The organism is Mesorhizobium sp. RSR565B (genome assembly GCF_054719465.1).
The window spans coordinates 6,086,700-6,113,380 of the sequence record NZ_JBTTIE010000001.1 but is presented as its reverse complement, the minus strand read 5'-3'; the positions used below and the strand labels follow the sequence as shown (position 1 = coordinate 6,113,380).

At 63.2% G+C, this 26,681-nt stretch carries 29 protein-coding genes; 16 read left to right on the top strand and 13 right to left on the bottom strand.

What is annotated here, in order from left to right; translation table 11 throughout:
* Positions 1-102: 102 nt before the first annotated feature.
* Complete coding sequence (locus ACYG9R_RS29565; protein ID WP_023730840.1) at positions 103-1,317, top strand: AI-2E family transporter; 1,215 nt, start codon at positions 103-105, stop codon at positions 1,315-1,317.
* On the opposite strand, the gene ACYG9R_RS29560 is transcribed toward ACYG9R_RS29565, so the two are convergent.
* From ACYG9R_RS29560 to ACYG9R_RS29550, 3 genes are all read right to left on the bottom strand, one after another.
* Positions 1,305-2,201: a DMT family transporter gene (locus tag ACYG9R_RS29560; protein WP_023730841.1), complete on the bottom strand. Its 897-nt coding sequence runs from the start codon at positions 2,199-2,201 to the stop codon at positions 1,305-1,307. The two genes, ACYG9R_RS29565 and ACYG9R_RS29560, sit on opposite strands and share 13 nt — an antisense overlap.
* Before the next feature lie 120 nt (positions 2,202-2,321).
* Positions 2,322-3,086: an arginyltransferase gene (locus ACYG9R_RS29555; protein WP_023682417.1), complete on the bottom strand. Its 765-nt coding sequence runs from the start codon at positions 3,084-3,086 to the stop codon at positions 2,322-2,324.
* 139 nt (positions 3,087-3,225) lie between these two features.
* Positions 3,226-3,696 carry an RDD family protein gene (locus tag ACYG9R_RS29550; protein WP_023673020.1) on the bottom strand — a complete coding sequence of 157 codons (471 nt, stop codon included), beginning with the start codon at positions 3,694-3,696 and terminating at the stop codon, positions 3,226-3,228.
* A 190-nt stretch (positions 3,697-3,886) separates the two neighbouring features.
* On the opposite strand from ACYG9R_RS29550, the gene sthA reads away from it, so the two are divergent.
* On the top strand, positions 3,887-5,275 hold the full coding sequence (sthA, locus tag ACYG9R_RS29545) for a Si-specific NAD(P)(+) transhydrogenase (RefSeq protein WP_023730842.1): 1,389 nt from the start codon (positions 3,887-3,889) through the stop codon (positions 5,273-5,275).
* A gap of 57 nt (positions 5,276-5,332) precedes the next feature.
* Here the strand turns inward: sthA and ACYG9R_RS29540 are convergent, their stop codons facing one another.
* A complete protein-coding gene (locus tag ACYG9R_RS29540; RefSeq protein WP_245260012.1) occupies positions 5,333-6,004 on the bottom strand; it encodes an alpha/beta hydrolase in 672 nt (223 codons plus the stop codon).
* Positions 6,005-6,221: 217 nt separating this feature from the next.
* Between ACYG9R_RS29540 and ACYG9R_RS29535 the strand changes: the two genes are divergently transcribed.
* Positions 6,222-7,436 (top strand): OpgC family protein, encoded by a 1,215-nt coding sequence (locus tag ACYG9R_RS29535; protein ID WP_023823277.1) that lies wholly within the window; start codon positions 6,222-6,224, stop codon positions 7,434-7,436.
* 15 nt (positions 7,437-7,451) lie between these two features.
* Here ACYG9R_RS29535 and ACYG9R_RS29530 read toward each other — a convergent pair whose 3' ends face one another.
* A complete protein-coding gene (locus tag ACYG9R_RS29530) occupies positions 7,452-8,534 on the bottom strand; it encodes a LacI family DNA-binding transcriptional regulator (RefSeq protein WP_023682412.1) in 1,083 nt (360 codons plus the stop codon).
* A 146-nt stretch (positions 8,535-8,680) separates the two neighbouring features.
* Here ACYG9R_RS29530 and ACYG9R_RS29525 point away from each other — a divergent pair, with 146 nt between their 5' ends.
* Together ACYG9R_RS29525 and ACYG9R_RS29520 are read left to right on the top strand one after the other, a co-directional pair.
* Positions 8,681-8,824: a hypothetical protein gene (locus ACYG9R_RS29525; RefSeq protein ID WP_023705079.1), complete on the top strand. Its 144-nt coding sequence runs from the start codon at positions 8,681-8,683 to the stop codon at positions 8,822-8,824.
* 63 nt (positions 8,825-8,887) lie between these two features.
* Positions 8,888-9,031 (top strand): hypothetical protein, encoded by a 144-nt coding sequence (locus ACYG9R_RS29520; protein ID WP_023823276.1) that lies wholly within the window; start codon positions 8,888-8,890, stop codon positions 9,029-9,031.
* A 39-nt stretch (positions 9,032-9,070) separates the two neighbouring features.
* Here ACYG9R_RS29520 and ACYG9R_RS29515 read toward each other — a convergent pair whose 3' ends face one another.
* A complete protein-coding gene (locus ACYG9R_RS29515; RefSeq protein ID WP_023673013.1) occupies positions 9,071-9,445 on the bottom strand; it encodes a DUF423 domain-containing protein in 375 nt (124 codons plus the stop codon).
* A gap of 43 nt (positions 9,446-9,488) precedes the next feature.
* Positions 9,489-10,754, bottom strand: coding sequence for a multidrug efflux MFS transporter (locus tag ACYG9R_RS29510; RefSeq protein WP_023823275.1), 1,266 nt, complete (start codon positions 10,752-10,754; stop codon positions 9,489-9,491).
* A 150-nt stretch (positions 10,755-10,904) separates the two neighbouring features.
* On the opposite strand from ACYG9R_RS29510, the gene ACYG9R_RS29505 reads away from it, so the two are divergent.
* Entirely contained in the window at positions 10,905-11,570 is a 666-nt protein-coding gene (locus tag ACYG9R_RS29505; protein ID WP_023823274.1) for a GntR family transcriptional regulator, read from the top strand.
* 109 nt (positions 11,571-11,679) lie between these two features.
* Positions 11,680-11,913 (top strand): DUF982 domain-containing protein, encoded by a 234-nt coding sequence (locus ACYG9R_RS29500; RefSeq protein WP_245259900.1) that lies wholly within the window; start codon positions 11,680-11,682, stop codon positions 11,911-11,913.
* A gap of 72 nt (positions 11,914-11,985) precedes the next feature.
* Here ACYG9R_RS29500 and ACYG9R_RS29495 read toward each other — a convergent pair whose 3' ends face one another.
* On the bottom strand, positions 11,986-12,144 hold the full coding sequence (locus ACYG9R_RS29495; protein WP_023673009.1) for a hypothetical protein: 159 nt from the start codon (positions 12,142-12,144) through the stop codon (positions 11,986-11,988).
* 178 nt (positions 12,145-12,322) lie between these two features.
* On the opposite strand from ACYG9R_RS29495, the gene ACYG9R_RS29490 reads away from it, so the two are divergent.
* Positions 12,323-13,294 carry a glycosyl transferase family 90 gene (locus tag ACYG9R_RS29490; RefSeq protein ID WP_023697459.1) on the top strand — a complete coding sequence of 324 codons (972 nt, stop codon included), beginning with the start codon at positions 12,323-12,325 and terminating at the stop codon, positions 13,292-13,294.
* Between the two features lie 20 nt (positions 13,295-13,314).
* Here ACYG9R_RS29490 and ACYG9R_RS29485 read toward each other — a convergent pair whose 3' ends face one another.
* The gene (locus ACYG9R_RS29485) at positions 13,315-14,358 is read right to left on the bottom strand and encodes an aldo/keto reductase (RefSeq protein WP_023823273.1); all 1,044 of its coding nucleotides are present in this window, start codon (positions 14,356-14,358) and stop codon (positions 13,315-13,317) included.
* Between the two features lie 244 nt (positions 14,359-14,602).
* Here ACYG9R_RS29485 and ppk2 point away from each other — a divergent pair, with 244 nt between their 5' ends.
* Complete coding sequence (ppk2, locus tag ACYG9R_RS29480; protein ID WP_023689516.1) at positions 14,603-15,523, top strand: polyphosphate kinase 2; 921 nt, start codon at positions 14,603-14,605, stop codon at positions 15,521-15,523.
* Between the two features lie 189 nt (positions 15,524-15,712).
* On the opposite strand, the gene ACYG9R_RS29475 is transcribed toward ppk2, so the two are convergent.
* Positions 15,713-16,357 (bottom strand): dihydrofolate reductase family protein, encoded by a 645-nt coding sequence (locus ACYG9R_RS29475; RefSeq protein ID WP_023689515.1) that lies wholly within the window; start codon positions 16,355-16,357, stop codon positions 15,713-15,715.
* A 109-nt stretch (positions 16,358-16,466) separates the two neighbouring features.
* On the bottom strand, positions 16,467-17,162 hold the full coding sequence (locus ACYG9R_RS29470) for a winged helix-turn-helix transcriptional regulator (RefSeq protein WP_023682403.1): 696 nt from the start codon (positions 17,160-17,162) through the stop codon (positions 16,467-16,469).
* A 176-nt stretch (positions 17,163-17,338) separates the two neighbouring features.
* On the opposite strand from ACYG9R_RS29470, the gene ACYG9R_RS29465 reads away from it, so the two are divergent.
* A complete protein-coding gene (locus ACYG9R_RS29465; RefSeq protein ID WP_023693250.1) occupies positions 17,339-17,665 on the top strand; it encodes a DUF1330 domain-containing protein in 327 nt (108 codons plus the stop codon).
* A 34-nt stretch (positions 17,666-17,699) separates the two neighbouring features.
* Here the strand turns inward: ACYG9R_RS29465 and hemB are convergent, their stop codons facing one another.
* Together hemB and ACYG9R_RS29455 are read right to left on the bottom strand one after the other, a co-directional pair.
* Positions 17,700-18,755 (bottom strand): porphobilinogen synthase, encoded by a 1,056-nt coding sequence (hemB, locus tag ACYG9R_RS29460; RefSeq protein WP_023743621.1) that lies wholly within the window; start codon positions 18,753-18,755, stop codon positions 17,700-17,702.
* 88 nt (positions 18,756-18,843) lie between these two features.
* Positions 18,844-19,350 (bottom strand): pyridoxamine 5'-phosphate oxidase family protein, encoded by a 507-nt coding sequence (locus ACYG9R_RS29455; RefSeq protein WP_031199136.1) that lies wholly within the window; start codon positions 19,348-19,350, stop codon positions 18,844-18,846.
* Between the two features lie 181 nt (positions 19,351-19,531).
* Between ACYG9R_RS29455 and ACYG9R_RS29450 the strand changes: the two genes are divergently transcribed.
* The 6 genes from ACYG9R_RS29450 to glyA all read left to right on the top strand — a co-directional run bounded on the left by ACYG9R_RS29450 (position 19,532) and on the right by glyA (position 26,652).
* The gene (locus ACYG9R_RS29450) at positions 19,532-20,569 is read left to right on the top strand and encodes an enoyl-CoA hydratase/isomerase family protein (protein WP_023823271.1); all 1,038 of its coding nucleotides are present in this window, start codon (positions 19,532-19,534) and stop codon (positions 20,567-20,569) included.
* Entirely contained in the window at positions 20,566-21,021 is a 456-nt protein-coding gene (locus tag ACYG9R_RS29445) for a DUF6163 family protein (RefSeq protein ID WP_023823270.1), read from the top strand. Before ACYG9R_RS29450 ends, ACYG9R_RS29445 begins: the two co-directional genes overlap by 4 nt.
* 169 nt (positions 21,022-21,190) lie before the next feature.
* Complete coding sequence (gene ldtR, locus ACYG9R_RS29440) at positions 21,191-21,706, top strand: transcriptional regulator LdtR (RefSeq protein WP_023672997.1); 516 nt, start codon at positions 21,191-21,193, stop codon at positions 21,704-21,706.
* A gap of 377 nt (positions 21,707-22,083) precedes the next feature.
* Positions 22,084-23,337, top strand: a complete 1,254-nt coding sequence (locus ACYG9R_RS29435) for a L,D-transpeptidase family protein (RefSeq protein ID WP_023711542.1) — start codon at positions 22,084-22,086, stop codon at positions 23,335-23,337.
* 183 nt (positions 23,338-23,520) lie between these two features.
* The gene (locus tag ACYG9R_RS29430; RefSeq protein ID WP_023823269.1) at positions 23,521-25,167 is read left to right on the top strand and encodes a Na+/H+ antiporter; all 1,647 of its coding nucleotides are present in this window, start codon (positions 23,521-23,523) and stop codon (positions 25,165-25,167) included.
* A gap of 171 nt (positions 25,168-25,338) precedes the next feature.
* On the top strand, positions 25,339-26,652 hold the full coding sequence (gene glyA, locus ACYG9R_RS29425) for a serine hydroxymethyltransferase (RefSeq protein ID WP_023669349.1): 1,314 nt from the start codon (positions 25,339-25,341) through the stop codon (positions 26,650-26,652).
* Positions 26,653-26,681 lie beyond the last annotated feature (29 nt).

Here is a 26,681-nt window from a genome sequence, read left to right as displayed (position 1 = left end):
CAAGGGGGGAGATTGGCAGCTTCACCAACCATTTGGACTATCGTCACGATTGCGGCACTATAACAGTGCATAAACGCTGTTAGGCCGGGGAGAATTGACCGTTTGAAGGAAGCGAAGATCCAGAAGCCTGAGCGTCAGCAGCGCCTGTTCGGCCTGTCGACTCCGTTGCGAGCCGCCGTCATCCCGCCGCTGTCGGCGGCGCGCTGGCTGTTGGTGCTGATCGTCGCCGCCGGCGTTTATTTCTTCCACGGGTTCCTGTTTCCCGTGCTGGCAGCCCTCGTCATTGCTTTTGCCAGCTGGCCGCTCTACCGCCGACTGCTTGCCGGTGTCGGCGGTAACCGCACCGTCGCCGCGACGCTCGCCATCCTGTTCATCCTCGCCTTCCTGGTGGTGCCGATAGCGCTCGCCGGCACCTACGCCATCAACGAGGTCCGCGAATGGGTCGGCTGGGCGATCGAGACCAACAGGCACGGCGCGGTCACACCGCACTGGATCACCTCGCTGCCTGTCGTCGGCGAGTGGCTGAACGAACAGTGGATCGACAATTTCGGCCATCCCGGCGGCATCGGCGAGCTGATCCAGCTGGTCAGCGGCGCCAATATCGGCAGCATCTATCGCGGCGTGCTGGCTGCCGGCGGCAGCGCCTTCGGCCTGTTGCTGACGCTGCTGTTCATGATGATCGCGCTGTTCTTCGCCTACCGCGACGGCGAACACTTTGCCAGCCAGATCGACCGGCTCGGCGAACGCATCCTGCCGACGCGCTGGGAGCGGATTTCGCGCGTCGTGCCGGCGACCATTTCCTCGACCGTTACCGGCATGACCGTGATCGCCATCGGCGAGGGGCTGGTGCTCGGCATCGCCTACTGGCTGGCCGGGGTGCCGTCGCCGGTGACGCTGGGCGCATTGACCGGCGTGATGGCGCTGATCCCCGGCGGCGCGCCGCTGTCGTTTACGCTTGTGTCGATCTACCTCGCCGCCAGCGGCTCGCCGATGGCGGGTCTGGCGCTGTTCATCTGGGGCGCGGTGGAACTGTTCATCGTCGACAAGACCTTGCGCCCGAAGCTGGTCGGCGGACCGATCAAATTGCCCTTCCTGCCCACCTTTTTCGGCCTGATCGGCGGCGTCAAGACGATGGGCTTTCTCGGCCTGTTCATCGGCCCCGTGCTGATGGCGCTGCTGGTGGCGATCTGGCGCGAATGGCTGCGCGAGGTGGAACTGGCCGAAGACACCGTTCCCGACACGGCGGCCGAGCTCGAAGGCGGGCCGCCGCAGATCGAGATTGTCGCCGGCCCCGCGAAGAAAAGTCAGGCTGGGTAAGCGACGGCGAGCGCTGCCCGGCGCTTGCGCCCTTCATGCAACTGCCACAGGGAATGCGCGACCAGCGTGACGATCAGGATCACGCCGCCGATCAGGCTGTTGCGCGACGGCGTCTCGGCAAAGATCATCCATATCCAGACCGGCGCCAGAACCGTTTCCAGGAGATAGAACATCGCCACTTCCGGGCCTGAAATGTATTTCGGCCCGTTGGCCAGGCAGAAGAAGGCGAACGGCATGATGACGGCGCCGTTGAAAACGATCCACCATGGCGCCTCCACCTGGAAACCGGTCCTGGAGACCATGAGCGCCGCCAGCCCGAACGGCAGCAGGACGCCGGTCAGCGCGGTGAACCCCATATCCCTCCCGCTGGCGCGCGAAACGGTGATGGCGCAGGCAATCGCCAAGGCCGAACACAGCGCCGTCACATCGCCGAACAGATATCCCGTGCCGACGGAATCGCCGACGATGATGGCGATGCCGACGATCATCAGCGCCATTGCCGCAAGCGTCAGCGGCTGCGGTCGCTCCTTCAGAAACAGCCACGACAGCAGCGCCGAGAACATGGTGGAGAAGGCCAGGATGAAAACCAGATTGGCGGTCGAGGTGTTGTAGACGGCAGTGATGAAGGCGATTGCGCCGAGCCCGTAGAGTGTGGCGACCACGAGCCCCGACCAGCCGGGTATCAGCTGCGGAGCATTCTTGCTGAACGAGCGCCAGATGGCCCATACGATCAGCCCTGCCACGAAGGTGCAGCCGGTGCGCAGCAAAAGGATCGTCCAGGCTTCGCCATGGGCGAGCCGGATCAGGGGAATGTCGATGGTCAGCGCCAGCCCGCCAAGCGCGGTGAGCAGGAGTCCTTTGGTGTGGGCATTGTGAGAGGACATGCAACGGCTTTCGCAATGATTTGAGCAGATGCCGGTCGGCGCAATCGCCCCGCCAACGGGCGGAAGACCAGCATCGTCTCGGCTGAAAATGTTTAGATCAGGATCTGGTAAGAAGAAAAATCAGCGCGTGACCGCTTCGTGGTCGTAGCGTTCCCAGCCCTTCGGGCCGAGATGCTCCTGCGGCATGAAGCGCATTTTATAGTTCATCTTGCGCGAGCCGTTGACCCAGTAGCCGAGATAGACATGGGGCAAGCCCATGGCCCGGGCGCGGGCGATATGGTCGAGGATCATGAAGGTGCCGAGCGAACGGTCCTCGAACTCGGGATTGAAGTAGGAATAGACCATCGACAGGCCATCGGCCATCTTGTCGGTCAGCGCCACGGCGATCAGCTCGCCCTGGCCCTTGCCGGTGATGAATGTGTCGGGGCCGCGGCGCCGGTATTCGATCACCTTGGTGTCGACATGGGTATCCTCGACCATCATGGCGTAGTCGAGCACCGTCATGTCGGACATGCCGCCGCGGCGATGGCGAGCGTCGAGATAGCCGCGAAACAGCGAATACTGCTCGGTCGACGGCTGCGCGTCGTGCATGGCGCCGATCAGATCGGAATTGCGCTGGATCACCCGCTTCATGTTGCGGCTGGCGGTGAACTCCTGCGCCAGGATACGCACCGAGACGCAGGCGCGGCAGGTCTCGCAGGCGGGACGGTAAGCGATGTTCTGCGAGCGCCGGAAACCGCCTTGCGTCAACAGATCGTTCATCTCCGGCGCCTTGTCGCCGACCAGATGCGTGAACACCTTGCGTTCGAACTGGCCCTCGAGATACGGGCACGGCGATGGCGCGGTCAGGAAGAACTGCGGCGACTGGGTCGGATGGTGCGTCATCGAACCTTGGGAACACTCCTGCGAATCGCTCTACCTTTGGCTTGGCTGGCGAAAAATTCAACAGGATTGTGAAGGCGGGGTTGAACGGACCCCTTCACATTTGCGCACAAATGCCTGTTGGCGTCGGTTGAACGCCGGTTCAACGGTCGCTGCGGCTGACGACGGTGCCAAGCAGCAGGTCGTGCAGTGTGCGCTTGCGATCGGAAAACAGCGTCACCAGGAGGACGAGCGGCGTCAGGATGACCGTGCTCGCCCAGAACAGCACCGAATGGACAACGGCGGTGAGGCCGTCGATACGGCTGCCGTCGAGACGATCGAGCCGAATGCCCATCATCTTCATGCCTGATGTGGCCTGGTTGCGACCGCCCAGCGTGTTCCAGATGTAGAGAATGGCGACCGCCGGCACGAGGATGGAATACAGCGCCCAGCCAAGACCGAATGTCAAAAGGCCAAGCACGGCCACCAGGATCGCGAACGGAATGGTGAGCAGCGCCACGATGCAATAGTCGATGATGAAGGCCAGGATGCGCCGCGTGCGCACACCGTCATAGGCCCTGACGTCGTCGAGCCTGCTGGTGATGATTTCGCCGTCAAGTACGCGCGCGTTCATGTCATGTCCTCGTAACAGGCGCCACGCTAGGGTGCGCCGCCACTGAAATGGTGAAGACCGCGGGCGGAATCAAGATCGGTTCGTCCATCGGTCCGGCTCGGCAGTGTGACGAGGTTGAGCCGATTGAATTTGGTGGACGGATGGCGTTAGCTTGCTGCGGCGCAACAAGACGCCGAGGGGACGGGGTTACATGGATTACGACATGCTGGTCATCGGCAGCGGCCCTTCCGGGCGCCGCGCCGCGGTGCAATCGGCCAAGCTCGGCAAATCGGTGCTGGTGGTCGACAGGGGCCGGCGCCTCGGCGGCGTCTCGGTGCACACCGGCACCATCCCGTCGAAGACGCTGCGCGAGACGGTGCTGAACCTGTCCGGCTGGCGCGAGCGGGGCTTTTACGGCCGCGGCTACCGGGTCAAGCAGGACATCTCCATCGCCGACCTGGTCGAGCGGCTGCACAAGACGCTCGACCACGAGGTCGAGGTGCTGCAGCACCAGTTTATGCGCAACGCCGTCAAAAGCGTGCGCGCCATGGCGAAATTCGTCGGCCGAAACAAGGTCAGCCTGACGGCAGACAATGGCGACTACTCGGAGGTTGGTTTCACCAATGCGCTGATCGCGGTCGGCACCAGGCCGCACCGGCCGCGCGACGTGCCTTTCGACAAGATCCGCGTCTTCGACAGCGATGAGATGCTGGAACTCGACCATCTGCCGCGCACGCTGACGGTGATCGGCGCCGGCGTCATCGGCGTTGAATATGCGACGATCTTTTCGGCGCTCGACGTGCCGGTGACGCTGGTGGAGCCGCGCAACACCATCCTCGATTTCGTCGACCGCGAGATCGTCGACGACTTCATCCACCAGATGCGCGACCGCGGCATGACCATTCGCCTCGGCAGTACGGTCAAGGAAATCGTCTCAAAACCCGACTATGCCGAAGTGACGCTCGCCGATGGCCGCACCATCCGCTCCGAGATCGTGCTTTACGCCGCCGGCCGCAGCGGCAATCTCGGCAGCCTCGGCCTCGACGTGGTCGGCATCGAGGCCGATTCCCGGGGCCGCATCAAGGTCGATCCGCAGACCTTCCAGACCAGTGCGCCCAACATCTATGCCACCGGCGACGTCATCGGTTTCCCCAGCCTTGCCTCGACATCGATGGAGCAAGGCAGGGTGGCCGCCTGCCACGCCTTCGGCGTGCAACTGCCACCGCCGCCGGAAACCTTCCCCTATGGCATCTACGCCGTGCCGGAAATCTCCACCGTTGGTCAGTCGGAGGAGCAGGTGCGCGAGAGCGGCGCTGCTTATGAAGTCGGTCTGGCGCGGTTCCGCGAAACCTCGCGCGGCCACATAATGGGCGTCAACTCCGGCTTTCTGAAGCTGCTGTTCTCGGTCGAAACGCGCCGCCTGCTCGGCGCCCACATCGTCGGCGAAGGCGCCACCGAACTGATCCATATCGGCCAGGCGGTGATCAACCTCGGCGGCACGGTTGATTTCTTCGTCAACAACACCTTCAACTATCCGACGCTGGCCGAAGCCTACAAGATCGCCGGGCTCGATGCCTGGAACCGGATGGGACAGGGCTAGGCGACGAGCATCTGCTCAGCCGTTCCGCCGGGCGCCGATGCGGTCTACCAAGGTCTCCTAGCCTGCCTGGCGTGCGACCAATGCTGGTCCCGCCAGCCATTGCCGGACGATGGCGGCATCCGGGCCGCCGATTTCGTGACCTGAAGGCACGATGCGCGCATCGACCTCGGCGCCATGTTTGTTGAGCAGCGTCACCAGTGGCGGCGCAAACGGCCCGTAGGTCTCGTCGGCGGCACCAGCGACAATCAGGACGCGCGTTCCGGTCAGATTGGTTGCCGGCGCATCGTCAAGCACGGGCATTGCTCTCAGCAACGCCGCTTTTCGGACGAGGCCGGAGTTGAGCAGCATCAGGCTGGAAACCAGATTGGCGCCGTTGGAATAGCCGAGGAAAGTCGCCCGGGCGAGGTCGAGCCCGTAGCGCTTTGCGGCCTCGCTTGCGAAGGCGGCAAAGTACGATGTTTCGGCACGGATGCTCGCCTGTTCGAAACTGGTCGGCGTGATCCGCTCGAACCAGCGGAAGCCGTCTTCTTGGCGGATGCGGCCACGCACCGCGACCAGCGTGGCGTTGGGGGCGATCTGCCTCGCAATCGGCACCATCGTCGTTTCGTCGACACCCGATCCGTGCAGTAAAAACAGGCTCTCGCCGCCGGCATTCTCCGGCTTGAGGAGGCGGTAGGGAAAGGCCAGATCCTGATGCAGAAAGGCGTTCTCGTCGCTATATCGATGCACGCTCATATCTCGTTGTTTTCACGGAGACATTGGTCCTTTGCCAGCTTCAAAACGGAATATTTTCACGCTCCGCCAAATGTGATTGCAACAGGCTCATTTCAGACCGTTTCTGCGCCGATATGCTCCCTGCGGGAGGAATCGAAGCGGTGTGCGCCGATGGTCGCATCCCGGCATGAACAACGCGAGCATCCTTGCTCTCCTTTGAGGCCTTTTGTCGATGACCCTGCCAGTCCCGCCCGATCGCGCCCCGCGTATCGCCGATCGCGCTCCGCGTATCCCCGATCGCGACACGCGCATTGACGTGTTCCGTGCGCTCGCACTCCTGACCATCTATATCGACCACGTGCCGGGCACCGTCTTCGAAACGCTGACCTACAAGAATTTCGGATTCTCGGACGCGGCGGAAGCCTTCGTGCTGATTTCCGGCATGTCGGTCGCACTCGCATATGGCAACAAGTTCCAGCCGGGCGGCCGGCTGCTGGCGATGTTGAAGATGTGGCGCCGGGCCGGCGTGCTTTACAGCGCCCACATCGTCACCACCATGGTTGTGATGGCGTTGTTCTGCGCCGCGGCGGTGTTCGGCCGGCGGCCGGAACTGCTCAAGCTGATCAACATCGAGCCGCTGATGAAGAACACGCCGGAGGTCATGATCGGCATTGTCACGCTCGGCCACCAGCTTGGCTACAACAACATCCTGCCGGTCTATGCGGCGCTGCTGTTGATGGCGCCGCTCTTCCTGCTCTTCGTCAGCTACCGGCCGCTGCCGGCGCTGGTCTTTTCCGGCGCGCTGTGGCTCGTCGTCGGCCTCTGGCAGATCGCGCCGCCGAACTATCCCGAGCCCGGCTTCTGGTTCCTCAACCCGCTGTCCTGGCAATTCCTGTTCAACATCGGCCTTGCCGGCATGCTGCATGCCAGGCGCGGCGGCACAATTCCCGTCAATCGTTGGCTGGTGGGCGCCGCGGCGACCTATGTCGCGGCAGCGGCGGTCTGGGTGCACAGCCCGCTCTGGGGCGAGATAACGTGGTTTAACCTGCCCGTGGTGATCGGCGGCTTCGACAAGACGTTCCTGTCGCTGCCGCGGCTCCTGCACATATTGGCGGTGAGCTATCTGATCGTCGCCCTGCCGGCTTTCTCGAACCTGTTCCGTCTCAGCCCGGACCATCCGCTTGCCCTGCTCGGCAAGCGCTCCTTGCCGGTGTTCCTCGCCGGCACGCTGATCGCCATGGCGGCGCAGGTGATGAAGCTGATCAATCCGGGCGGCTTTGCCTATGACGTCTTGCTGATTTCGGCCGGCATCGCCATGCAATTCGCGCTCGCCTTCTATCTTGAGTGGCTGTCCGGCATCGGCTTGGGCAAAAAGCCGGTTCGCAAAGAAGCGCCAGCCGTTCACCAGACCTTCGGCATGCCCGCGATGCCAAGGCTAAGCCGATGATCCCACATCAGCCGCCTAGCTAGCAGGCGAGGGGCCGGACGACCCCCGCACCACAAGATCGACCGGCAGCAATTGCCGGTGCTGCGAGCCGTCATTTTCGAGGATCGCCTTGACGGCCAGCCGGCCCATCTCGGCGATCGGCTGGGCGACAGTGGTTAGTGGCGGCTCGGAGTCGGCGCCTTCCGGCACGCCGTCGAAGCCGACGATTGACACATCGCCCGGCACGGCAATGTTACGCTCGCGCAGCCAGTCGAGCGCATGCAGCGCGATCTTGTCCGACATGGCCAGGATTGCCGTCGGCGTCTGCGGCAGCGCGAAAATATGATCGAGGCCGGCCCGAACGCTCGCCTCGTCATTGAGGGTTTCGTAGATTGGCACTTGCGAGACGTCGATGCCGAAGCGGGAGAGCTCGCCGAAATAGCCACGCAGACGGTCGCGTGTGCCCGAGTAGAGGGATGTCGTCTCGACTTGCTCCTGCGTGACGGGACCAAAGCCAGCGTCGGCAGATTCCAGGGCGAGTACGGCAAAGCTGCGATGGCCGAACTCGGCCAGATGGCGCGCCGCCAGACCCGCGCCGGCGACGTTGTCGACGCCGATCGCAGCGACCGCCTCATTTTCCGAATCGAGATCAAGCGCCACGAAAGGCAGTTTGCGTTCGCGCGCCAGTTCGACCAGCCGCGACCCACCCTCGATGCAGAACACGATGAAGCCGTCGACCAGGGCGCTCTGGATGTTCCAGGCGAGCTGCTCGCTGTTGGCGGCCGAGACCAGCGAAATTCCGGCGCCGGTGGCGTCGCAGGCCTGCGAAATGCTGGCCATCATGACGCGGGCAAAGGGATCGTCGAAGAAATAGGACAATGGTTCTGCCGTTGCCACGCCGATGGCGTTGACCTTGCCGGCGCGCAGCAGCCGGCCCTTGGGATCCGGGCCGGCATAGCCCATCGCTTCCGCCGCCGCCTTGACCCGCTCGCGGACCTCTTCGCGCACGATTTCCGGGCGAGCGAACACGTTGGACGCGGTACCGTGCGAGACCCCGGCCGCCTTGGCGATGTCGGCAAGCCGCACTGGTCTCGTCTTGCCGGAGGTCAATGCCGTCATTTTCGTCTCCTGAACCGGAGCCTGTTTAGCACTTTCGTTGGATCGGTTCAAATTTTCCCTTGATCGGACGGCGGAGAGAGTCTATATTTGAATCGATCCAAGGGATTCACCAAGTACAACTTGGATCGATTCAAGAGGAGGGTGGCATGCATCCCGTGAATTATCTGTTCGAAGACATCTATGGCAATGATTGGGGCATAGTCTCCGACGCCGCCACCCGCAAGCGCCGCGACAAGGTCGGGCCGTGGAGGCGTGACCTGCAATACCTTGTGAAACGCAAGCGCAGCTGATCGGCCCCGGCATTTTCGTGCCAGCTGATTGGATCGATTCAAGTTCTTAAAGAGGAGACGAACATGCATCCCGTGAAGCATCTGTTCGAAGACATTTATCGCAACTACTGGGGTATCTCGCCTGCCACGGAGCAGCCGGAAAGGCGGCGGCCGACCAAGCCTGCCAAGCGCAACCGCGACCTGCTGCCGCAAAACCGGCAGGATTAAGCCTCGTGTGATATCTGATGGGGCACGGTTCTTGGCTCGTCAGGACCGTTGCCGCACGAGCGCCGAGGCCGCGATCACCAGCCAGCCCGCGATGAGCAAGGTGCCGCCGATCGGCGCCGACATCGGGAACAGCCGCGATCCCACGAAATCCCGTGCCAGCAGATCGCCGCAGAACAGAACAAGCCCGACGAGCAGCACCAGGCTGCCGATCCGCAAGATCCGGTTTGCGCCGGCGAGGCCGACGGCCAAAAACACCGGCGCATGCATGAGCAGGAAGGATGCGGCCGTGCCGACGAACGCGCCGCCGAGATGCGCTGAAGCCGCCGACAGCGCCACGCCCGCCGCGCCGGCAATGCCGCCGGCGAAAACGAGGATGCGCGCGCTGTTTGCTGGTGCTGACTCGGCGATGCTCATTTCTCGGGCTCCGTGATTGACGATAGGCGGCGCGACCTGTCTGTCAGGATTTTTCCGATATCGCCAGCATGTCGCGCGTGCGGCGCGCCTGGGCCAGCCAATTATACGCGGTACCGCCCGCCATCAGCACCGACGTGCCGAGAAACACCGCGCGCATGCCGAAATGGCCGCCGACGAAGCCGCCCAGCAGCGGCCCCGCAACCTGGCCGACATATTGCGCCGAGATTGCCAGGCCCAGCACATTGCCGCCGACCCCATCGGGAACATTGTGGCGGATGACGCTGGTGATGCAGGGCAACAGCCCGCCCAGCACCAGACCCATAAGGAACCGCAGCCCGACCAACTGCCAGCTCTCGGTGACGAAGGCCTGCGGTATCAACAGCAGAGCCGAGACGGCCAGCGATGCGACGATGACGTTCCAGTGGCCGATGCGGTCGGCGAGTTTGCCCAACCGTGACGCCGACAGGATGGCGCCGAGTGCGGCCGCCGACATGACGACACCTGAGACCAGGGTCACCCGGCTTGCGTCCGCGACCAGTTGCTGGACGTAGACGGTGATGATCGGCTCGATCGACATGTTGGCGAAGGTGAACAGCATGCCGGTCGCCAGCATGGCCACGACAGGGCGTTTGTCGGGGATCTGCGCCCAACTTCCCTTTGGTTTCTCCTCGCGTTTTGCCTGTACTGGCGGGCGAGGCATCTCCTTTATCAGGAACGTCGTCGCCAGCGCCGCCAGGAAAATGACGCCGCCCGCGATGAGGAAGGTGGCGCGAATACCGATCAATGGCGGCAGCGCGCCGCCAAGCAACGGGCCGACCAGGGAGCCTGCGGTGATGCCGGCCGACAGCACGCCAAGCGCCCAGCCGGAGCGCTCCTTCGGCGTCTGCATGGCGACAAGGATCGTCGAGCCTGAGGAATAACCGCCGGCAAAGCCGATCAACAGGCGCAAAAGCACCAATTGCCAGACGGTCTGCACCATGCCGGTCAGCGACATGCAGATCGCCATGCCGAAACTGGCGCGCACCAGCATCACCTTGCGGCCATAACGGTCACCCAGCCGTCCCCACAGTGGCGCGACAAGGGCGGCGGCAAGGAAGGTGGCGCCGAAAGCGATGCCGGACCATTGCACGATCGCCGCGTGGCCCACGGCGCCCAGCTGTTCGACATAGAGCGGCAGGAACGGCAGCAGCAACGTCATCGCCACAAGCGTGCTGAACGATCCGGCAAAGCACACGAACAGGTTGCGCCGCCAATGAATGTTGTAGGTGGAAGGCACTTCGGCGGCCCGCGCTGCACTGTCCTGCGGCATGTCCTGTCCTGTCCGCTTGCTGCGGATACCAATTTGGGATACCAACTTGGTACCCTCATGGACGCAAAGCCCGGCTGCTGTCAATCAGGCGCTCTCAATGTGATCGGCAAGACCAACGGGCAAGGCCGATCGCCAGCAATGGAAGCAACTATGTCGCAGATGCACATCGTCGAAAAAGCGCTTCGCGAGATGATCCTTGGCCTCGAGGTCGGTCCTGGCGAGCGGCTGACGGAGCGCTGGATCGAGAGCCGCTTCGGCGCCTCGCGCACGCCGGTCAGGGCAGCCCTGCTGCGGCTGGAGACGGAAGGGCTGATCTGCCGCGACGGGCGCGGTTGGACCGTGTCGCCGATCAACCTTGCCGAACTGGAACAGATCGCGGTGTACCGCGAAGCCGTCGAGGTCGCGGCGGTCAGGCTGACTTCGGCGCTGGCCGACAGGAGCGCAGCCGATGTCGTCAAGGCGATGCTGGACTCCTGCGACACTGCCACGCCGCGCGAGGAATGGCACCGCGTCGGCATGGATTTCCATATCGAACTGGCGCGGCTCTCCGGCAACGAGTTCCTGTTTCGGGCCGTGCGCGATGCCATGACGCGGCTGTCGCGGGCGCGCTGGCTGGAGGTGCGCGACGAGGCGGCCCTTGGCCGCGCCTGGAGCGAGCATCACGCCATTCTGGCAGCGGTGCGGGCCGGCGATGCCGATGCGGCGGCGGCGCGACTTTCCGCCCATATAGCCGGCAGCCGCGCCCGCCTGGTGACGTCGTTGCACAATGACCGGCGCGGCCTGCGCGCCAGGGGTTTTGCTGTCGTCGCCGCTTGATACCGGTCACGAAAACGAAAGAACGCCGACGCCATCCGCTTTCGGCCTCGCTTCGCGGACGCCGATGGCGTAAGAGGCGGCCATGGAAAACAACCGATTTGAAACACCCGTGACCGTTAAGTCGGGCACGGAGGGAAGCACTCAGCTCTTGCGTACGGTGCGCGAGGCTTCCGATTACCTGCTCAACAGCTGGCCCGGCAAGCGCAGCCCCAAGCACCGCGAAGCGCTGCAGGCCTGCCATGACGCGCTGGCCGGCGACAAGCCGGCGATGATAGCAAGACGCGCCTTCATCGCCGCCGCGCGCGAGGTCAACGTCTTCGTCAGCGACAAGGCCCCGGCCTGATCACATCGGCCTGATCAGACCGGCATTTTGCCAGGATCCGGCCCGTTTCGTGGGCCGGTGATCCTGTCTTGCCTATTTTTCTGTCTCGGTGTCGGTTTTCGAACTTGCCTCGTTCTCAGGCTCGGCGCGCTCCTTGGCCGCGACCTTGGCGGCGAGCTTCTCCGCCTTCTTGGCGGCCTTCTGCCGGTCGCGCTCTTTGCGTTCCTGACCGTAATTCGGTGGTCGAGCCATATCGTTTCCTTTCGCTGTGCCTGATCCTGCCTAGAAGCATTGGCCGGCAAACACAACAGCGCCGCGAGGGCAGATGCCAGCGGTTCTGGACTTGCGTGATGGCGAACACAATGGTTTAGAAAAGGCTGCGGGACAGTTGCTGGAGCCGCCGCCGACCGATTTCGAATCAAAACGACCGATGGCCACGCTTCAAAGAAACGCACAGAAGCTGATCTACTATGCGCGCAACGCCATGCGCGACATCGCGCCGCCGGTTCTTTTCCGGCGCCGGCTCGGCCGGCTGCTCGATCAGGCCAGGCTTTCCGACGCATCGGTCCGCCAGCGGCTCAATTACTACAACACGCTGCGGGAGCCTTTTAGCCCCAGCCCCGAGGCCGTGCCGGTCAGCCGGCTGCCGTCGGACCGCAGCATGTACTATTACGATCTGAAGGAGTTCACCCGTTATTTCGACCCAGATCTGCGCATCGACCTGGAATTCGGCGACGTCATCGAAGTGCCGAAGATGCCGTCGATCGTCAAGGACCGGCCGATAGCGGGCGACAACGGCAACGGCGTCCTGTTCAAGCTGAACAAGTTCCGTCATTTCTACATGCCGGCCGACGATGTCGCCTTCGCCGACAAGCATCCGCTCGTCGTTTGGCGCGGCGAACTCAACAATCCGATCCGCACCTTGTTGCTGGATGCAGCCCGCAATCTGCCGTTCTGCGATGTCGGCACGCCGAGGGCGACAGCACCTGCGGAATACCGCAAGCCCTATCTCAGCATCGATCAGCAGCGCCGCTACCGCTACATCATCTCGCTCGAAGGCAATGATGTCGCGACCAATCTGAAATGGATCATGAGCTCGAACTCGCTCTGCCTGATGCCGCCGCCGACCTATGAGACCTGGTTCGCGGAAGGGCAGCTCGAGCCCGATGTCCATTATGTGCCGCTGGCGCCCGACTTCAGCGATCTGGCCGAGCGCGTGCACCATCTCGAGAAACATCCGGCCGAGGCCCAGCGCATCGTTGCGGCGGCCAACGCCTATTGCCGCAAATTCGCCGACGAGCGGGCCGAGCAGGCGATCTGCCTGCTCGTGCTCTACAAATATTTCGTGCTCAGCGGCCAGATCGAGCCCGATCCGCAGGTCTGGCGGTTTATCGCGGGCTAGCGGCTTCCGGCGCCCTTAAGTCAGATGACGCTGCGGTCCATAACCAGATCGGCCGGGCCGAAGCGGTCCTTCGCCGTAAACTGCTGGTGCCAGTAGGGATAGAGCACCGGAGGCCGGCTGACGGCATCGAGACGCTGGCGTTCATCAAAGGACAGCGTCAGGCTCGCCGCGGCGAGATTGTCTTTCAACTGGGCTTCGTTGCGCGCCCCGATCACCAGCGAGCTGACGGCCGGCCGGCCGAGCAGCCAGGCCAGCGCCACCTGGGCCGCCGAAACGCCGCGTGCCGCACCGATATCGACCAGCACGTCGACAATCCGCCACAGCCGATCCTCGTCGCGGATCGGGGGTTCCGACCAGCCGCCGATCTGGCGCGCCGTCGGACTGTCGCGGCGGTATTTTCCCGACAGCAGGCCGCCGGCGAGCGGGCTCCACACCAAAACGCCAAGGCCCTGGTCGACCGAGATCGGCAAGAGCTCATACTCGGCCTCGCGTGCTTCCAGCGTGTAGTGGATCTGCTGGGTGACGAAGCGCGGCTGGTGCTGGCTGTCGCTGATGCCGAGCGCCTTCATGACCTGCCAGCCGGAATAGTTGGAGCAGCCGACATAGCGGATCTTGCCCTTGGCAACCAGCGTGTCGAGCGCGGCGATGGTTTCCTCGAGCGGCGTCGCGCCGTCCCATTCGTGCAGGAAATAGATGTCGATGACATCGGTCCTGAGGCGCTTCAGGCTCTTCTCGCATTCGCGGATCAGATGATGGCGCGACAGGCCTTCGTCATTGGGGCCCTTGCCGATCCGCATGCGCGCTTTGGAGGCGATCAGCACGTCGTTCTTGCGCTTGCCGCCGAGCGCCTCGCCGATGATCTCTTCCGACAGACCGTTGGAATAGACATTGGCGGTGTCGATGAGATTGATGCCGGCATCGATGCAAGTGTCGATGATGCGCGAGGCCTCCGCGAGATCGGAATTGCCGACGGCAGCGAACGGCCCGCTGCCGCCGAAGGTCATGGTTCCCAAGGTCAGCGCCGAAACTTTCAAGCCGGAACGGCCAAGCGTGCGGTATTCCATGTCTGATCCTCGTAGTTTTGGTGGGGAGGCGGTTTTAGCAGGAAAGGGCGGGGAAGCCCGAACGGGTCCGCTATTTGTAGGACAATTTGAGCGGCTTGTCGCCATGCCAGGGCGCTGGATCGGCAATGCCTCGCTGCTTTGCAGTGAAGACCGGCTGGCCGGCGGCTTGCAATAAAACCGTCATTGCCGGCCTATATCAAGTCGGCTCAGGGTTTCATGTCAGCCGGCAAGCGGAGCAGTGGAAATGAATGAGCTAAAGCAGAATTCTGCGGCCAGGGATTGGCTGGAAGCCGAACTCGCCGACACGCTCGACGAGGACTATGAGCTGGAAATCTCGGAGCCGGCGCTGTCGTTGGAGATCGCCAAGATCTACAAGAACGCGCATCCGCCGTCGATCGATCGCATGCAGTATTTCCGCGACCTGATCGGCTTGCAGTCGGAACTGATCAAGCTGCAGTCCTGGGTTGCCTACCACAAGAAGAAGCTAGTGGTGGTTTTCGAGGGCCGTGATTCCGCCGGCAAGGGCGGCGTCATCAAGCGCATCACCCAGCGCCTCAACCCGCGCATCTGCCGCGTCGTGGCGCTGCCGGCGCCGACCGAGCGCGAAAAGTCACAATGGTATTTCCAGCGCTACGTGCCGCATCTGCCGGCCGGCGGCGAGATCGTGCTGTTCGACCGCTCCTGGTACAACCGCTCCGGCGTCGAGCGGGTGATGGGCTTTGCCGAACCCGATCAGGTCGAAGAGTTCTTCCGCGACGTGCCGGAGTTCGAGCGCATGCTGGTCCGCTCCGGCGTCACGCTGGTCAAATACTGGTTCTCGATCACCGACGAGGAACAGCAGATGCGCTTCATGATGCGCATCCACGATCCGATGAAGCAGTGGAAGCTGTCGCCGATGGACCTGCAGTCGCGCGTGCGCTGGGAGCAGTACACCAAGGCCAAGGAAGAGACGTTTGCCCGCACCAACATCCCAGAGGCACCGTGGTACATCGTCGAAGGCAACGACAAGAAGCGGGCGCGGCTGAACTGCATCGACCATCTCCTCAAACAGCTGCCCTATGAGGACGTGCCGCACGAAGAAATCACGCTGCCCGAGCGGGTGTTCAACCCGGAGTACGAGCGCCAGGTCCTGCCGCGCGAGCTTTACGTGCCGGAGAAGTATTGAGCACTTTTCCTTCTCCCCGTTTCACGGGGAGAAGGTGCCCGAAGGGCGGATGAGGGGCAGCGCCGGCATCGGCGAATTCACAGTCGTCGGACGCTGCTAACCTCCAAAAGCAGCGCTGCCCCTCATTGCCTGCCGGGCATTTCTCCCCGTAGAACGGGGAGAAAGAAGCCTGCGCCTATCACTTCGCCACTACACCCGCTTGATCGTCACATGCGTGGCGAGCGCTGTCGCCACCTGCTCGGTGCACTGGTAACCCAGCTTCAGCATATCCAGCCCGGCAAACAGGCTCTCGCCCCTCCCGAGCAACACTGGCGACACAGCCAGATGCAACTCGTCGATGAGCTTCTCCTTGAGATATTGCCGGATAGTGGAAACGCCGCCGCCGACGCGGACATCCTTGCCGCCGGCCGCAGCCTTTGCTTGTTCGAGCGCGGCGTGGATGCCGCCGGTAACGAAGCGGAAAATGGTGCCGCCTTCCATCACAATGGGGTCGCGCTTGTGATGGGTCAGCACGAAGGTCGGTACGTGATAGGGCGGGTTGTTGCCCCACCAGCCCTTCCAGTTCTCATCCGGCCATTCGCCGCGGATCGGGCCGAACATGTTGCGGCCGAGGATCCAGGCGCCGACATTGTCGAAGCTGCGGACGGTGAACCGGTCGTCCACATCGGTGCTGCCGCCATCCTTGCCGACCATCTCGTGGAAGGTGCGAGTGCCGGTCATCCATTTGTGCAGATCTTCGCCACCAACGCCGAGCGGATTTTGCAGGTCCTGGTCAGGACCGGCGCCGAAACCGTCGAGCGACAAGGTGAAGGCATTGACGCGCAGTTTGGACATGGAAGACTCCCTTTGGTGACCAGTTGTGATTTGCAATCAGTATTCAAACTGATTGCATTTTGCAACTAGTATTTTTAGAGGCAAGCGATCTGTGGAATGCGCAGGGACCTCAAGCCGCCACGCGCTTCGGCATCACCGCAAACGGGCTGAGCCCAAGCCAGATCTGCATCTTGCCGGCGACGTCGAGATCGCCGGTCAGGCTGATCTTGTCGCGTTCCTTGTGAACTGTCGTCAGCCCCATCCAGATCGAGGTCATGGTGCATAGATCGGTCGAGACGTAGAGATCCACGTCGAAGCCCGGATCGTACCAGCAAAGATCGACCTCGCCCTGCTTTTCGACGATCAGCCACCACGATCGTTTTGACGCCGGCAGGTCATGGTACAGGAATTGTATCACGGTGCGCCCGTCCGGCAGCGGACTGGGGTTCAGATTGCGCCGCATGTCCCACATCAGCAGCGACGGATCGAGGTTTTTGAGCGACAGCCTGGCCTCGACCCATTTCTGGCCCCAAAACCCCATCGCCTCGACAACCGGGCGCAAATCCCGGCCCGCCTCGGTCAGCCGGTATTCGAACACGCCCTTCTCGGTCGCGATCTCGGTCCGCTCGACGATGCCGCCGGCCTCGAGGTCCTTGAGCCGTTGCGACAGAAGGGTTGGCGACATTTTCGGCACGCCGCGGCGCAAATCGTTGAAGCGGGTCGATCCCGCCACCAGTTCGCGCAGCAGCACCATGGTCCAGCGTGTGCAGAGCAGCTCGGCGGCCATGGAGAGCGGGCAGAATTGCTTGTAACCGGCTTGTGTCATGTGGTGAGCTCCAAAAGATGTTGCCGGACCTTATTCAGAAAACCTGAGTTCAGCCAGTACAGAAGCTGTACTGGCACCCCCGGTACAGTTCTGTGACTGGAGCGGTCCGGCGCCGCCATGCGAGGCAGCGGTCACGTCACCGGGCAGTCCGGTGCCGATCCATGAGGAGTTGGACAATGACCGCTTACGTGATCGCAGACATCAAGGTGAAGGACGACAAATGGGTGCCGGCCTATGCCGCTTCGGTGCATGACCTCGTCCACAAGCATGGCGGCAAGTATCTCGCCCGCAGCGGCAATGTGAAGACGCTGGAGGGCAAGCCGCTCGACACCAGCCTGATCGCCATCATGGCGTTTCCGTCGGCAAAGGCAGCCGAAGCCTTCACCAACGATCCGCAATACGCTCCGTTTGTGGCGGAGCGTCAGAAGGGCAGCGACAGCCGCTTCCAACTGATCGACGATACCGATCTCGCCGGAACGATTCCTTATTTGCCAAAGGCGTGAGGAAAAGCCGGAACCCGGAGCATCCAGGTTCCGGCTAACCCTTCAGCATCTGCGCCACTTCCGGCGCGAAGTAAGTCAGGATGCCGTCGCAGCCGGCGCGCTTGAAGGCGAGCAGCGATTCCAGCATCGCTTTCTCGCCGTCGATCCAGCCATTGGCGGCCGCCGCCTTGATCATCGAATATTCGCCCGAAACCTGGTAGGCGAAGGTCGGCATCTGGAACTCGTCCTTCAGCCGGCGGATGATGTCGAGATAGGGCATGCCGGGCTTGACCATCAGCATGTCGGCGCCCTCGGCGATATCCTGCTCGGCCTCGCGCACCGCTTCGTCGGAATTGGCGTGGTCGAGATAGTAGGTCTTCTTGTCGCCCTTGAGCAGGCCGGCGGTGCCGACCGCCTCGCGGTAGGGGCCGTAGAAGGCGGAGGCGAATTTCGTCGCATAGGACATGATCGCCACATCCGAAAAACCGTTGGCGTCGAGTGCGTCGCGGATGGCGCCGATGCGGCCGTCCATCATGTCGGACGGCGCGATGATGTCGGCGCCGGCCGCTGCCTGGATGACGGCCGCGGCGGTCACCTGTTCCACTGTCTCGTCATTGACGATGATGCCGTCGCGCAAGATGCCGTCATGGCCGTGCGAGGTGAACGGATCGAGCGCGGCATCGGTGATGATGCCGATCTCGGGCACCGCGTCCTTGATGGCGCGGGTGGCGCGGTTGATTATGTTTTCCGGGTCGAGGATGTGCGATCCCGTCTGGTCGCGCAGGCTGAGTTCAACATTGGGGAAGGTGGCGATCGCCGGAATGCCGAGCTTAGCGGCCCGCTCGGCCTCCTTGACGGCGAGGTCCAGCGACAGGCGGAAGACGCCGGGCATGGCGGCGATCGGCTCGCGCGTGTTCTTGCCGTCGATCACGAAGATCGGCCAGATCAGATCGTTCACCGTAAGCCGGTTTTCCTGCACCAGGCGGCGCGACCAGTCGGCCTTGCGCATGCGCCGCAAGCGGCGGCTGCCGGTGATCTCGTCGACGCTGCGCGCACCGGCGGGCTTTGCCGGTGCGAATTTGTTGCTCGTCGCGGGGGTGAATTTGTTCATCGCAAAAACTCCGGGTCGGGGCGGCTTTTACCACGAGGCCTTGCCGCTGACCAATGCGACACGATTGTGCCAGTCGATAACGCGCTGCTTACGGCTTCGGCGGCCACGCCAGCTCGGGGCCGGTTTTGAAGAACGACACATTGTTGGTGAAGATGCTCTTCGGGGCAAGCCGGATCAGGCGCCCGTCCGGATGGCCGATGTCGGCGACATTGTCGATGAACCAGCGGTTCCAGGTCGCCTCCGGGCCGAGATATTTGTGCAGCAGCCGTTTGAAGCGGTTCGGCGCCATCGGCTCGATGGTGGCGGAGCCGCGCAGGCCGAGATGCAGCAGGATGCCGGCCTCATTGTCGAAATGGACGATCTCCACGGCGCAGCGCGGGTCACGTTCGAGGTGTTTGACAGCACTTGCGCCGGTCGAGCCGAGCAGCCAGATCGCAGCGTCCTCCCAGATGAACCACATCGGCGCGTTGCGCGGCGCGCCGTCAGCGGTCACGGTCGCCAGATTGGCCATCAGCGGGCGGCTGAGAACATCATCCGGGTCGAACTTTTTCGGCATCCCCCAGCCACGGCTCGGCGCTGCGGTTTCAAGCGTCATGCGTTTGTCCCTGCATCAGAAGAAAGGCTGTTTTGCCCGGCAATTTTGCGCGCATTTCTGCCGGGGGCAAAGCACGGTCGCGTTCCCTTGCGAACATCCAAACCGCGCCCGCCGGTTGACGCACCCATGCGCCACCTTTAGCACTTCAGTCCCGCAGGCGCGGGGAGGGGATTCTCTGACGATGGATTTTGGCGGCGGCGACGAGATCCGCTTCGAACGGTTGGGCAAGGCGGGCGTCGTCACGCTGACGCGGCCGCAGGCGCTCAATGCGCTGACACATCGCATGATCAAGGCGCTGGACAAGGCGCTCGACGCTTTTGAGCGCGACGCCGGCATCGATGTCGTCGTCGTCAAGGCCGAGGGCAGGGCGTTTTGCGCCGGCGGCGACATCATGCACGTCTACGAGGCCCGCGCCGGAAAGCCGCCGGTCGAGTTCTTCGCCGACGAATACCGGCTTAACGCCCGCATTAACAGTTACAAAAAGCCGTACGTCGCGCTGATCGACGGGATCGTGATGGGCGGCGGCGTCGGCATCTCGTTCCACGGCTCGCAGCGCGTGCTGACCGAGAACGCCCAGTTCGCCATGCCCGAAGTCGGCATCGGTTTCTTCCCCGATGTCGGCGGCAGCCATCTTCTGCCCGACCTTGGCGGCAGTTTCGGCATGTATCTGGCGCTGACCGGCAACCGCATCCGCTATGGCGATGCGCTGTGGTCTGGCCTGGCCACCCACACCATAAAGGCCGCCGACCAATCCGCCTTTCTCGATCGGCTCTGCGCCAATGGCGATCCGGAATCGGTGCTGCGCGGCTTCTTCGTGCCGGCCCGGCGCGAAACCGCCCAGCCGGTGCTGGAAGCCATCGCCCGGCATTTTTCCCAACCCTCGCTCGCCGAAATCCTCGATAGCCTGGAGCGGGCGGCCGGCGCCGACGAGTTTGCCGCCAAGACGCTGGCCACCATCCGCACCCGCTCGCCCACCAGCCTCAATGTCGCCTGGCGCCAGATCAGCGCCGGGCTGACGCTGTCGATGGAAGCCTGCATGAAGATGGAGTTCCGCATCCTCAACCGCATGCTGGCCGGGCACGACTTCTATGAAGGCATCCGCGCCGTCCTCGTCGACAAGGGTTCGACGCCGCAGTGGCGGCCGGCAAGCCTGGCCGAGGTCGACGCTGCTTCGGTGGACGCCTATTTCGCGCCGCTCGAACGGGAGCTCGAACTGTGAGCGAAGTCACGTCGCGGCGCATCGTGCTGCAGCCCTCGGGTGTCGAGATCATCTTCGCCTGGTTCCAGCGCGTCATAGCGGGCTATTGCCTGCTGTTCGGCATCCTGTACTGGATCCGGCTGATCGGCTTTTATCCCGGCCCGCTGTGGCGCTTCGACCTGATGCCGGTGCACTGGCAGGTCGTGGCGGTGATGCTGGCCGTGTTCTTCCCCTTCGCCGCCGCCGGCCTCTGGATGCTGGCGTCGTGGGGCCCGGTGATCTGGTTCATCTGCGCGGTGACCGAGACCATCATGTATGCCGGCTTCCCCGATCTGTACGGCCACCGGCCGCTGATCGTCTTCTCGCATGCCGCGGTCGCGCTGCTCTACATCGCCTTCCGCATCGTCATCTGGATGCGCAAGCGCCCGCGCGCGCCTGAAACGCCGCCCCGCAGCCATTGGCTAAATCTTTAGGTTAATTATCCTTGCTCGGGTGACCGTTCGTTAAGCGTCTTGCGAAACCTATTACCGGTAAGCTCTTGTTAGCCCTAGCGTTTAAGTCGAATTTTATGAGTATTCGATAGTGTCGCAATCAAGGTGAAAAACAAAAAATCACCAGGGCGACAAACGAGAGGCAAAGACAATGATCAATTCGCGTCCGGCGGCGAAGACCGCCAACGTATCCGACGATCGCCGCGAGGCTATCCGTTCGCTTTACATGGAATCGCTTCAGCTGGTGGAGCGTTTGCATCGCCGTCTGCTTGACGTGATCAAGGACGAGTTCGACCGCAACGGCCGTTCCGACATCAATGCCATCCAGGCGCTGCTTCTGTTCAATATCGGCAATTCCGAATTGACCGCCGGCGAGCTGCGCTCGCGTGGCTACTATCTCGGCTCGAACGTCTCCTACAATCTGAAGAAGCTGGTCGATCTCGGCTTCATCAACCACCAGCGCTCGCGCATCGACCGCCGTTCGGTCCGCGTTTCGCTGACGCCGAAGGGCAATGAAGTGGCGGAAGTCGTCGCCGGTCTCTATGAGCGCCATGTCGGCTCGATCGAACAGGTCGGCGGCATCAACAGCGAAGAGTTCAAGCAGATGAACCGCGCGCTGCAGCGCCTCGACCGCTTCTGGAACGACACCATCGCTTATCGGATGTAAGACGCGGCACTGAATAGCAGCTGCGCCGGAAGAAGCGCGGCCGGAGGAAAGTCTCAGCCAACAGGCCGGTGCCGAAAAGCACCGGCCTTTTCTTTTTCGAGCCGCCTGCGCTTCCAATTCGGCGCAAAGCCACGTTGCCGCCATATTCGCGGTGGAAGCGAGGGGTGTGGGTATGCGGCGGCGAAAGCTGTTCGCGCGCCTGTAAGGTCGCATCGCCGTCCGCTTTTGACGGCCAGGTGACGCAGGTCATGGTTGGCTAATTGTTAACAGTGCCAACTTTAAAGTGCGGGCGATATCGCCCAACATCGAGCACGTAGCCGAACGCTGCAACAGCCAAACGCTACAAGCCAAACACGACAAGAATGTCTGGAACGTCCATGAGAACCAGCCGCCGCTTTTTCCTTTCTGGAGCCTCCGCGCTCGCCGTCGCCATGGTTGCCAATGCCGCCAGCGCGCAGGATGTCATCGACGATATCCTGAAATCTTCGGCCCGCGGCAATTGGGACGACCAGTTCGACGCCCGCGCCTCGGAAGGCGGCAAGGTCGCCTCGACGCTGCCGATCTTCAGCCTGCAGACGGTCGCCTTCACCGAACAGGCGGTGGCGCAGTATCAGAACATCGTCGCCCAGGGCGGCTGGGGCGAGGTGCCGGCGACCAAGAAGCTGCAGCTTGGCGTCGACGATCCGGACGTGGTGCCGCTGCGCAAGCGGCTGATGATTTCGGGCGACCTGGCGCAGAGCGCCGGCATTTCGACGTCGTTCGATTCCTACGTCGACGCCGCGGTCAAGCGCTTCCAGGCGCGCCATGGCCTGCCGGCCGACGGCGCCATGGGCAAATACACTTATGCGGCGATGAACGTTTCGGCGCAGATCCGCCTCGGTCAGCTGCAGACCAATCTGGAGCGCCTGCGCGAAAAGGCCGGCACGCTGGGCAGCCGTTATGTGCTGGTCGATATCCCGGCGGCACAGATCGAGGCGGTCGAGAACGATCGCGTCGTGCTGCGCCACACCGCAATCGTCGGCAAGATCGACCGCCAGACCCCGGTGGTCAATTCCAAGATCAACGAGATCATCGTCAATCCTTACTGGAACGCGCCGGTCTCGATCGTGCGCAAGGACATCATTCCGCTGATGCGGAAGAACCCCGACTATCTCAAGGACAGCCACATCCGGCTGTTTGCGCCTGATGGCAGCGAAGTCGATCCGATGACTGTCGACTGGTCGACGGATGATGCCGCAAAATACCGCTTCCGCCAGGATCCGGGTTCCGGCAACGCCATGGCCTCGGTGAAGATCAACTTCCCCAGCCCCGACGGCGTCTACATGCACGATACGCCGCAGCAAAGCCTGTTCGGCAAGATGATGCGCTTCGATTCCTCGGGCTGCGTGCGTGTCCAGAACGTGCGCGACCTCGTCACATGGGTCCTGCGCGACACACCCGGCTGGGACCGCCAGCATTTCGAGGCGACCATCAAGACCGGCGAGAACACGCCGGTGCAGGTCGTCAACCCGGTTCCGGTCCACTTCCTCTATGTGTCGGCCTGGTCGACGGGTCCGGGCGTCGTGCAGTTCCGCGACGACGTCTACGCGCTCGATGGCGCCAGCGAACTGCAGATCACCTCTTCGCTCTAAGCGGCTGATCTCCTTCAGGAAAGGCCACCGCAAGGTGGCCTTTTCCGTTCGACATCCCAACAGAAGAAGACTGGTGGCCGCCAGCCATGCAGGCCATGAACACTGCCGGACGTTGCGCCGCAGGCCCATCTGGACGGACTAACGGCAATTGCGCATGGTCCTCAAAACAGCCGGAATCGCGCCATGCAGGTCGCAATCTTCATCCTCGCCGTGCTGGTCTTCGTCGCTCTTTCCGGCGCACTGGTGCGGTTGGTTCGGGTGCCGCTGCCGGTGCTGCAGATTGCCATCGGCGCCGCGCTCGCCTGGCCGGTGAAAGGCATCCATGTCGAGATCGACCCCGAACTCTTCCTGCTGGTGTTCATCCCGCCGCTTTTGTTCGGCGATGCCTATGGAGCGCCCAAACGCGAGCTGATCGCGCTGCGCGGACCGATCCTCGATCTGGCCATCGGGCTGGTCTTCTTTACCATTGTCGGCTTCGGTTATGCCTTGCACTGGTTGGTGCCGAGCATCCCGCTGGTCGTCGCCTTCGCGCTCGCTGCCGTGCTGTCCCCGACCGACGCCGTGGCGGTGTCCTCGATCGTCGACAGAAGCCTGGTGCCGGCGCGGCTGATGCATATTCTGGAAGGCGAGGCGCTGCTCAACGACGCCTCGGGCCTGGTCATGTTCCGCTTCGCCGTCGCCGCCGCCGTGACCGGCAGCTTTTCCTTCGCCGATGCATCGCTGAGCTTCTTTTATGCCGTCGCCATCGGCATCCTGGCCGGCATCGCCGCGTTGTTCATCGCCGCCAGGCTCCTGCAGCTTCTGAATCGCATCGGCGGCGTTCCGGCCGAGGCGCAGGTTCTGGTCATGGTCCTGCTGCCCTTCATTGCCTATCTCGTCGCCGAACATCTGCATGCCTCAGGCATTCTGGCGGCGGTCACCGCCGGGCTTTTGACCGGCGGCTCCGGCGTCTTCCGCTTCCTCGGCGTCTCGGCGCGCATGCAGACGATCTCGCTGTGGACAACCTTGTCCTTCGTCTACAATGGCGCGCTGTTCATCGTGCTCGGCATGCAGCTTCCCGAAATCATTCGCCGCGTGCCGCCCGAACTGACTGGCCATTACCCGATCATCCAGCCGGTCGCGACGGTGATTGCGCTGACGCTGTGCCTGATCGCGCTGCGCTTCCTCTGGATCTGGGTCGGCGACATCGCGGCAGGCCTCAAGGCAAAATGGGGAAAGCGCAAGGCCGAGCCGTTCGGGATGCGTGTGCGGCTTGCCGGCTCGGTGGCGGGCGTGCGCGGCGCGATCACGCTGGCCGGCATCCTGTCGCTCCCGCTCGCCATGCCGGACGGCTCGCCTTTTCCCGCGCGCGACCTGGTGATCTTCCTCGCCGCCGGCGTCATCATCTGTTCGCTCGCCATCGCCAGCGTGGCGCTGCCGAAGATAGCGCGCGGGCTGGTCGAGCCGGGCGAGGATGGCAGCGCCATCGAGGAGCGTCTCGCCCGCATCGGCGCCGCCAAGGCGGCCATCGCCCGCGTCGAAAGCATGGCGGGCGCCAGCGACGACGACCAGGGCGAGGTGCCCGGCGCCAGGCTTGCCGCCGCCGAAAACATCGTCGCCGGCTACCGGCGCCGGATCGCCACTTCGGACGAGGCCGACGACGCCCGGGCAGAGGCCCGCGAAGCCGGGCGGCTGGAGCTCGAAATGCGGCTTGCCGGCATCGAGGCCGAGCGCATCGCCGTGCGCGACCTGTTAAGCAGCGGCGCGATCAACGACCATACGGCGCGGGCGCTGTTTACCGAGATCACGCTCACCGAAGCCTTGCTGCAGGGGCGGCAGGAGCGAAAATAGCGGTTCAGGGCCGCTCTGGCGCAATCCGGCCAGCAAATTTCGCGCTGCAAACGTGGCGAGGCGAAAACAACTGTGTTAATGGCGCGGCAATGCATGTCGCCCGGAACCGTGCAGCGGTTTCGGGGCAGCGATATGCATAGATAGATGCCCCGAACCGAAGGATTTCAGGCCATGGCAACTGCAGCGGCAGCGTCGAACAAGTTCGAATCCTTCTTCGAAACCACGCTGGAAGATGCCGATCCGGAGATCTTCGGCTCGATCCGCAACGAGCTTGGCCGCCAGCGTCACGAGATCGAGCTGATCGCCTCGGAAAACATCGTTTCGCGCGCCGTGCTCGAGGCGCAGGGCTCGATCATGACCAACAAATACGCCGAGGGTTATCCGGGCAAGCGCTATTATGGCGGCTGCCAGTTCGTCGACGTCGCCGAGGAACTCGCTATCGAGCGCGCCAAAAAGCTGTTCGGCTGCAACTTCGCCAATGTCCAGCCGAATTCCGGCAGCCAGATGAACCAGGCGGTCTTCCTGGCGCTGCTGCAGCCCGGCGACACCTTCATGGGCCTCGACCTGAATTCCGGCGGCCACCTGACGCACGGTTCGCCCGTCAATATGAGCGGCAAATGGTTCAAAGTCGTTTCCTACGGCGTGCGCAAGGACGACCATCTGCTCGACATGGACGCGATCGAAAAGACCGCACATGAGACCAAGCCAAAGCTGATCCTGGCCGGCGGCACCGCCTATTCGCGCATCTGGGACTGGAAGCGCTTTCGCGAGATCGCCGATGCGGTCGGCGCCTATCTGATGGTCGACATGGCCCATATCGCCGGCCTGGTTGCCGGCGGCGTGCATCCGTCACCGCTGCCGCACGCCCATGTCGTGACCACGACCACGCACAAATCGTTGCGAGGCCCGCGCGGCGGCATGATCCTGTGCAATGACGAGGACATCGCCAAGAAGATGAACTCGGCGGTTTTCCCCGGCCTGCAGGGCGGCCCGCTGATGCATGTCATCGCCGCCAAGGCCGTCGCCTTCGGCGAGGCGCTGAAGCCGAGCTTCAAGCTCTATGCCGAGAGTGTCGCCGCCAACGCGAAGGCGCTGGCGTCGAGCCTCAAGGAAACCGGCCTCGACATCGTCTCCGGCGGCACCGACAACCATCTGATGCTGGTCGATCTCAGGCCCAAGAACGCCACCGGCAAGCGCGCCGAGGCAGCGCTCGGCCGCGCCAACATCACCTGCAACAAGAACGGCATCCCGTTCGATCCGGAAAAGCCTTTCGTCACCTCTGGCGTGCGTCTAGGCACGCCGGCCGGCACCACGCGCGGCTTCGGCCAGGCCGAGTTCCGCGAGATCGGCAAGCTGATCGCCGAAGTGCTGGACGGGCTGAAGGTCGCCAATTCCGACGAAGGCAATGCGGCTGTGGAAGCGGCGGTGAAGGCAAAGGTCGTGGCGCTGACCGATCGTTTCCCGCTCTATCCCTATCTCGGTTGACCACCAGCGGCGCTTCGTCTTTTATCCCG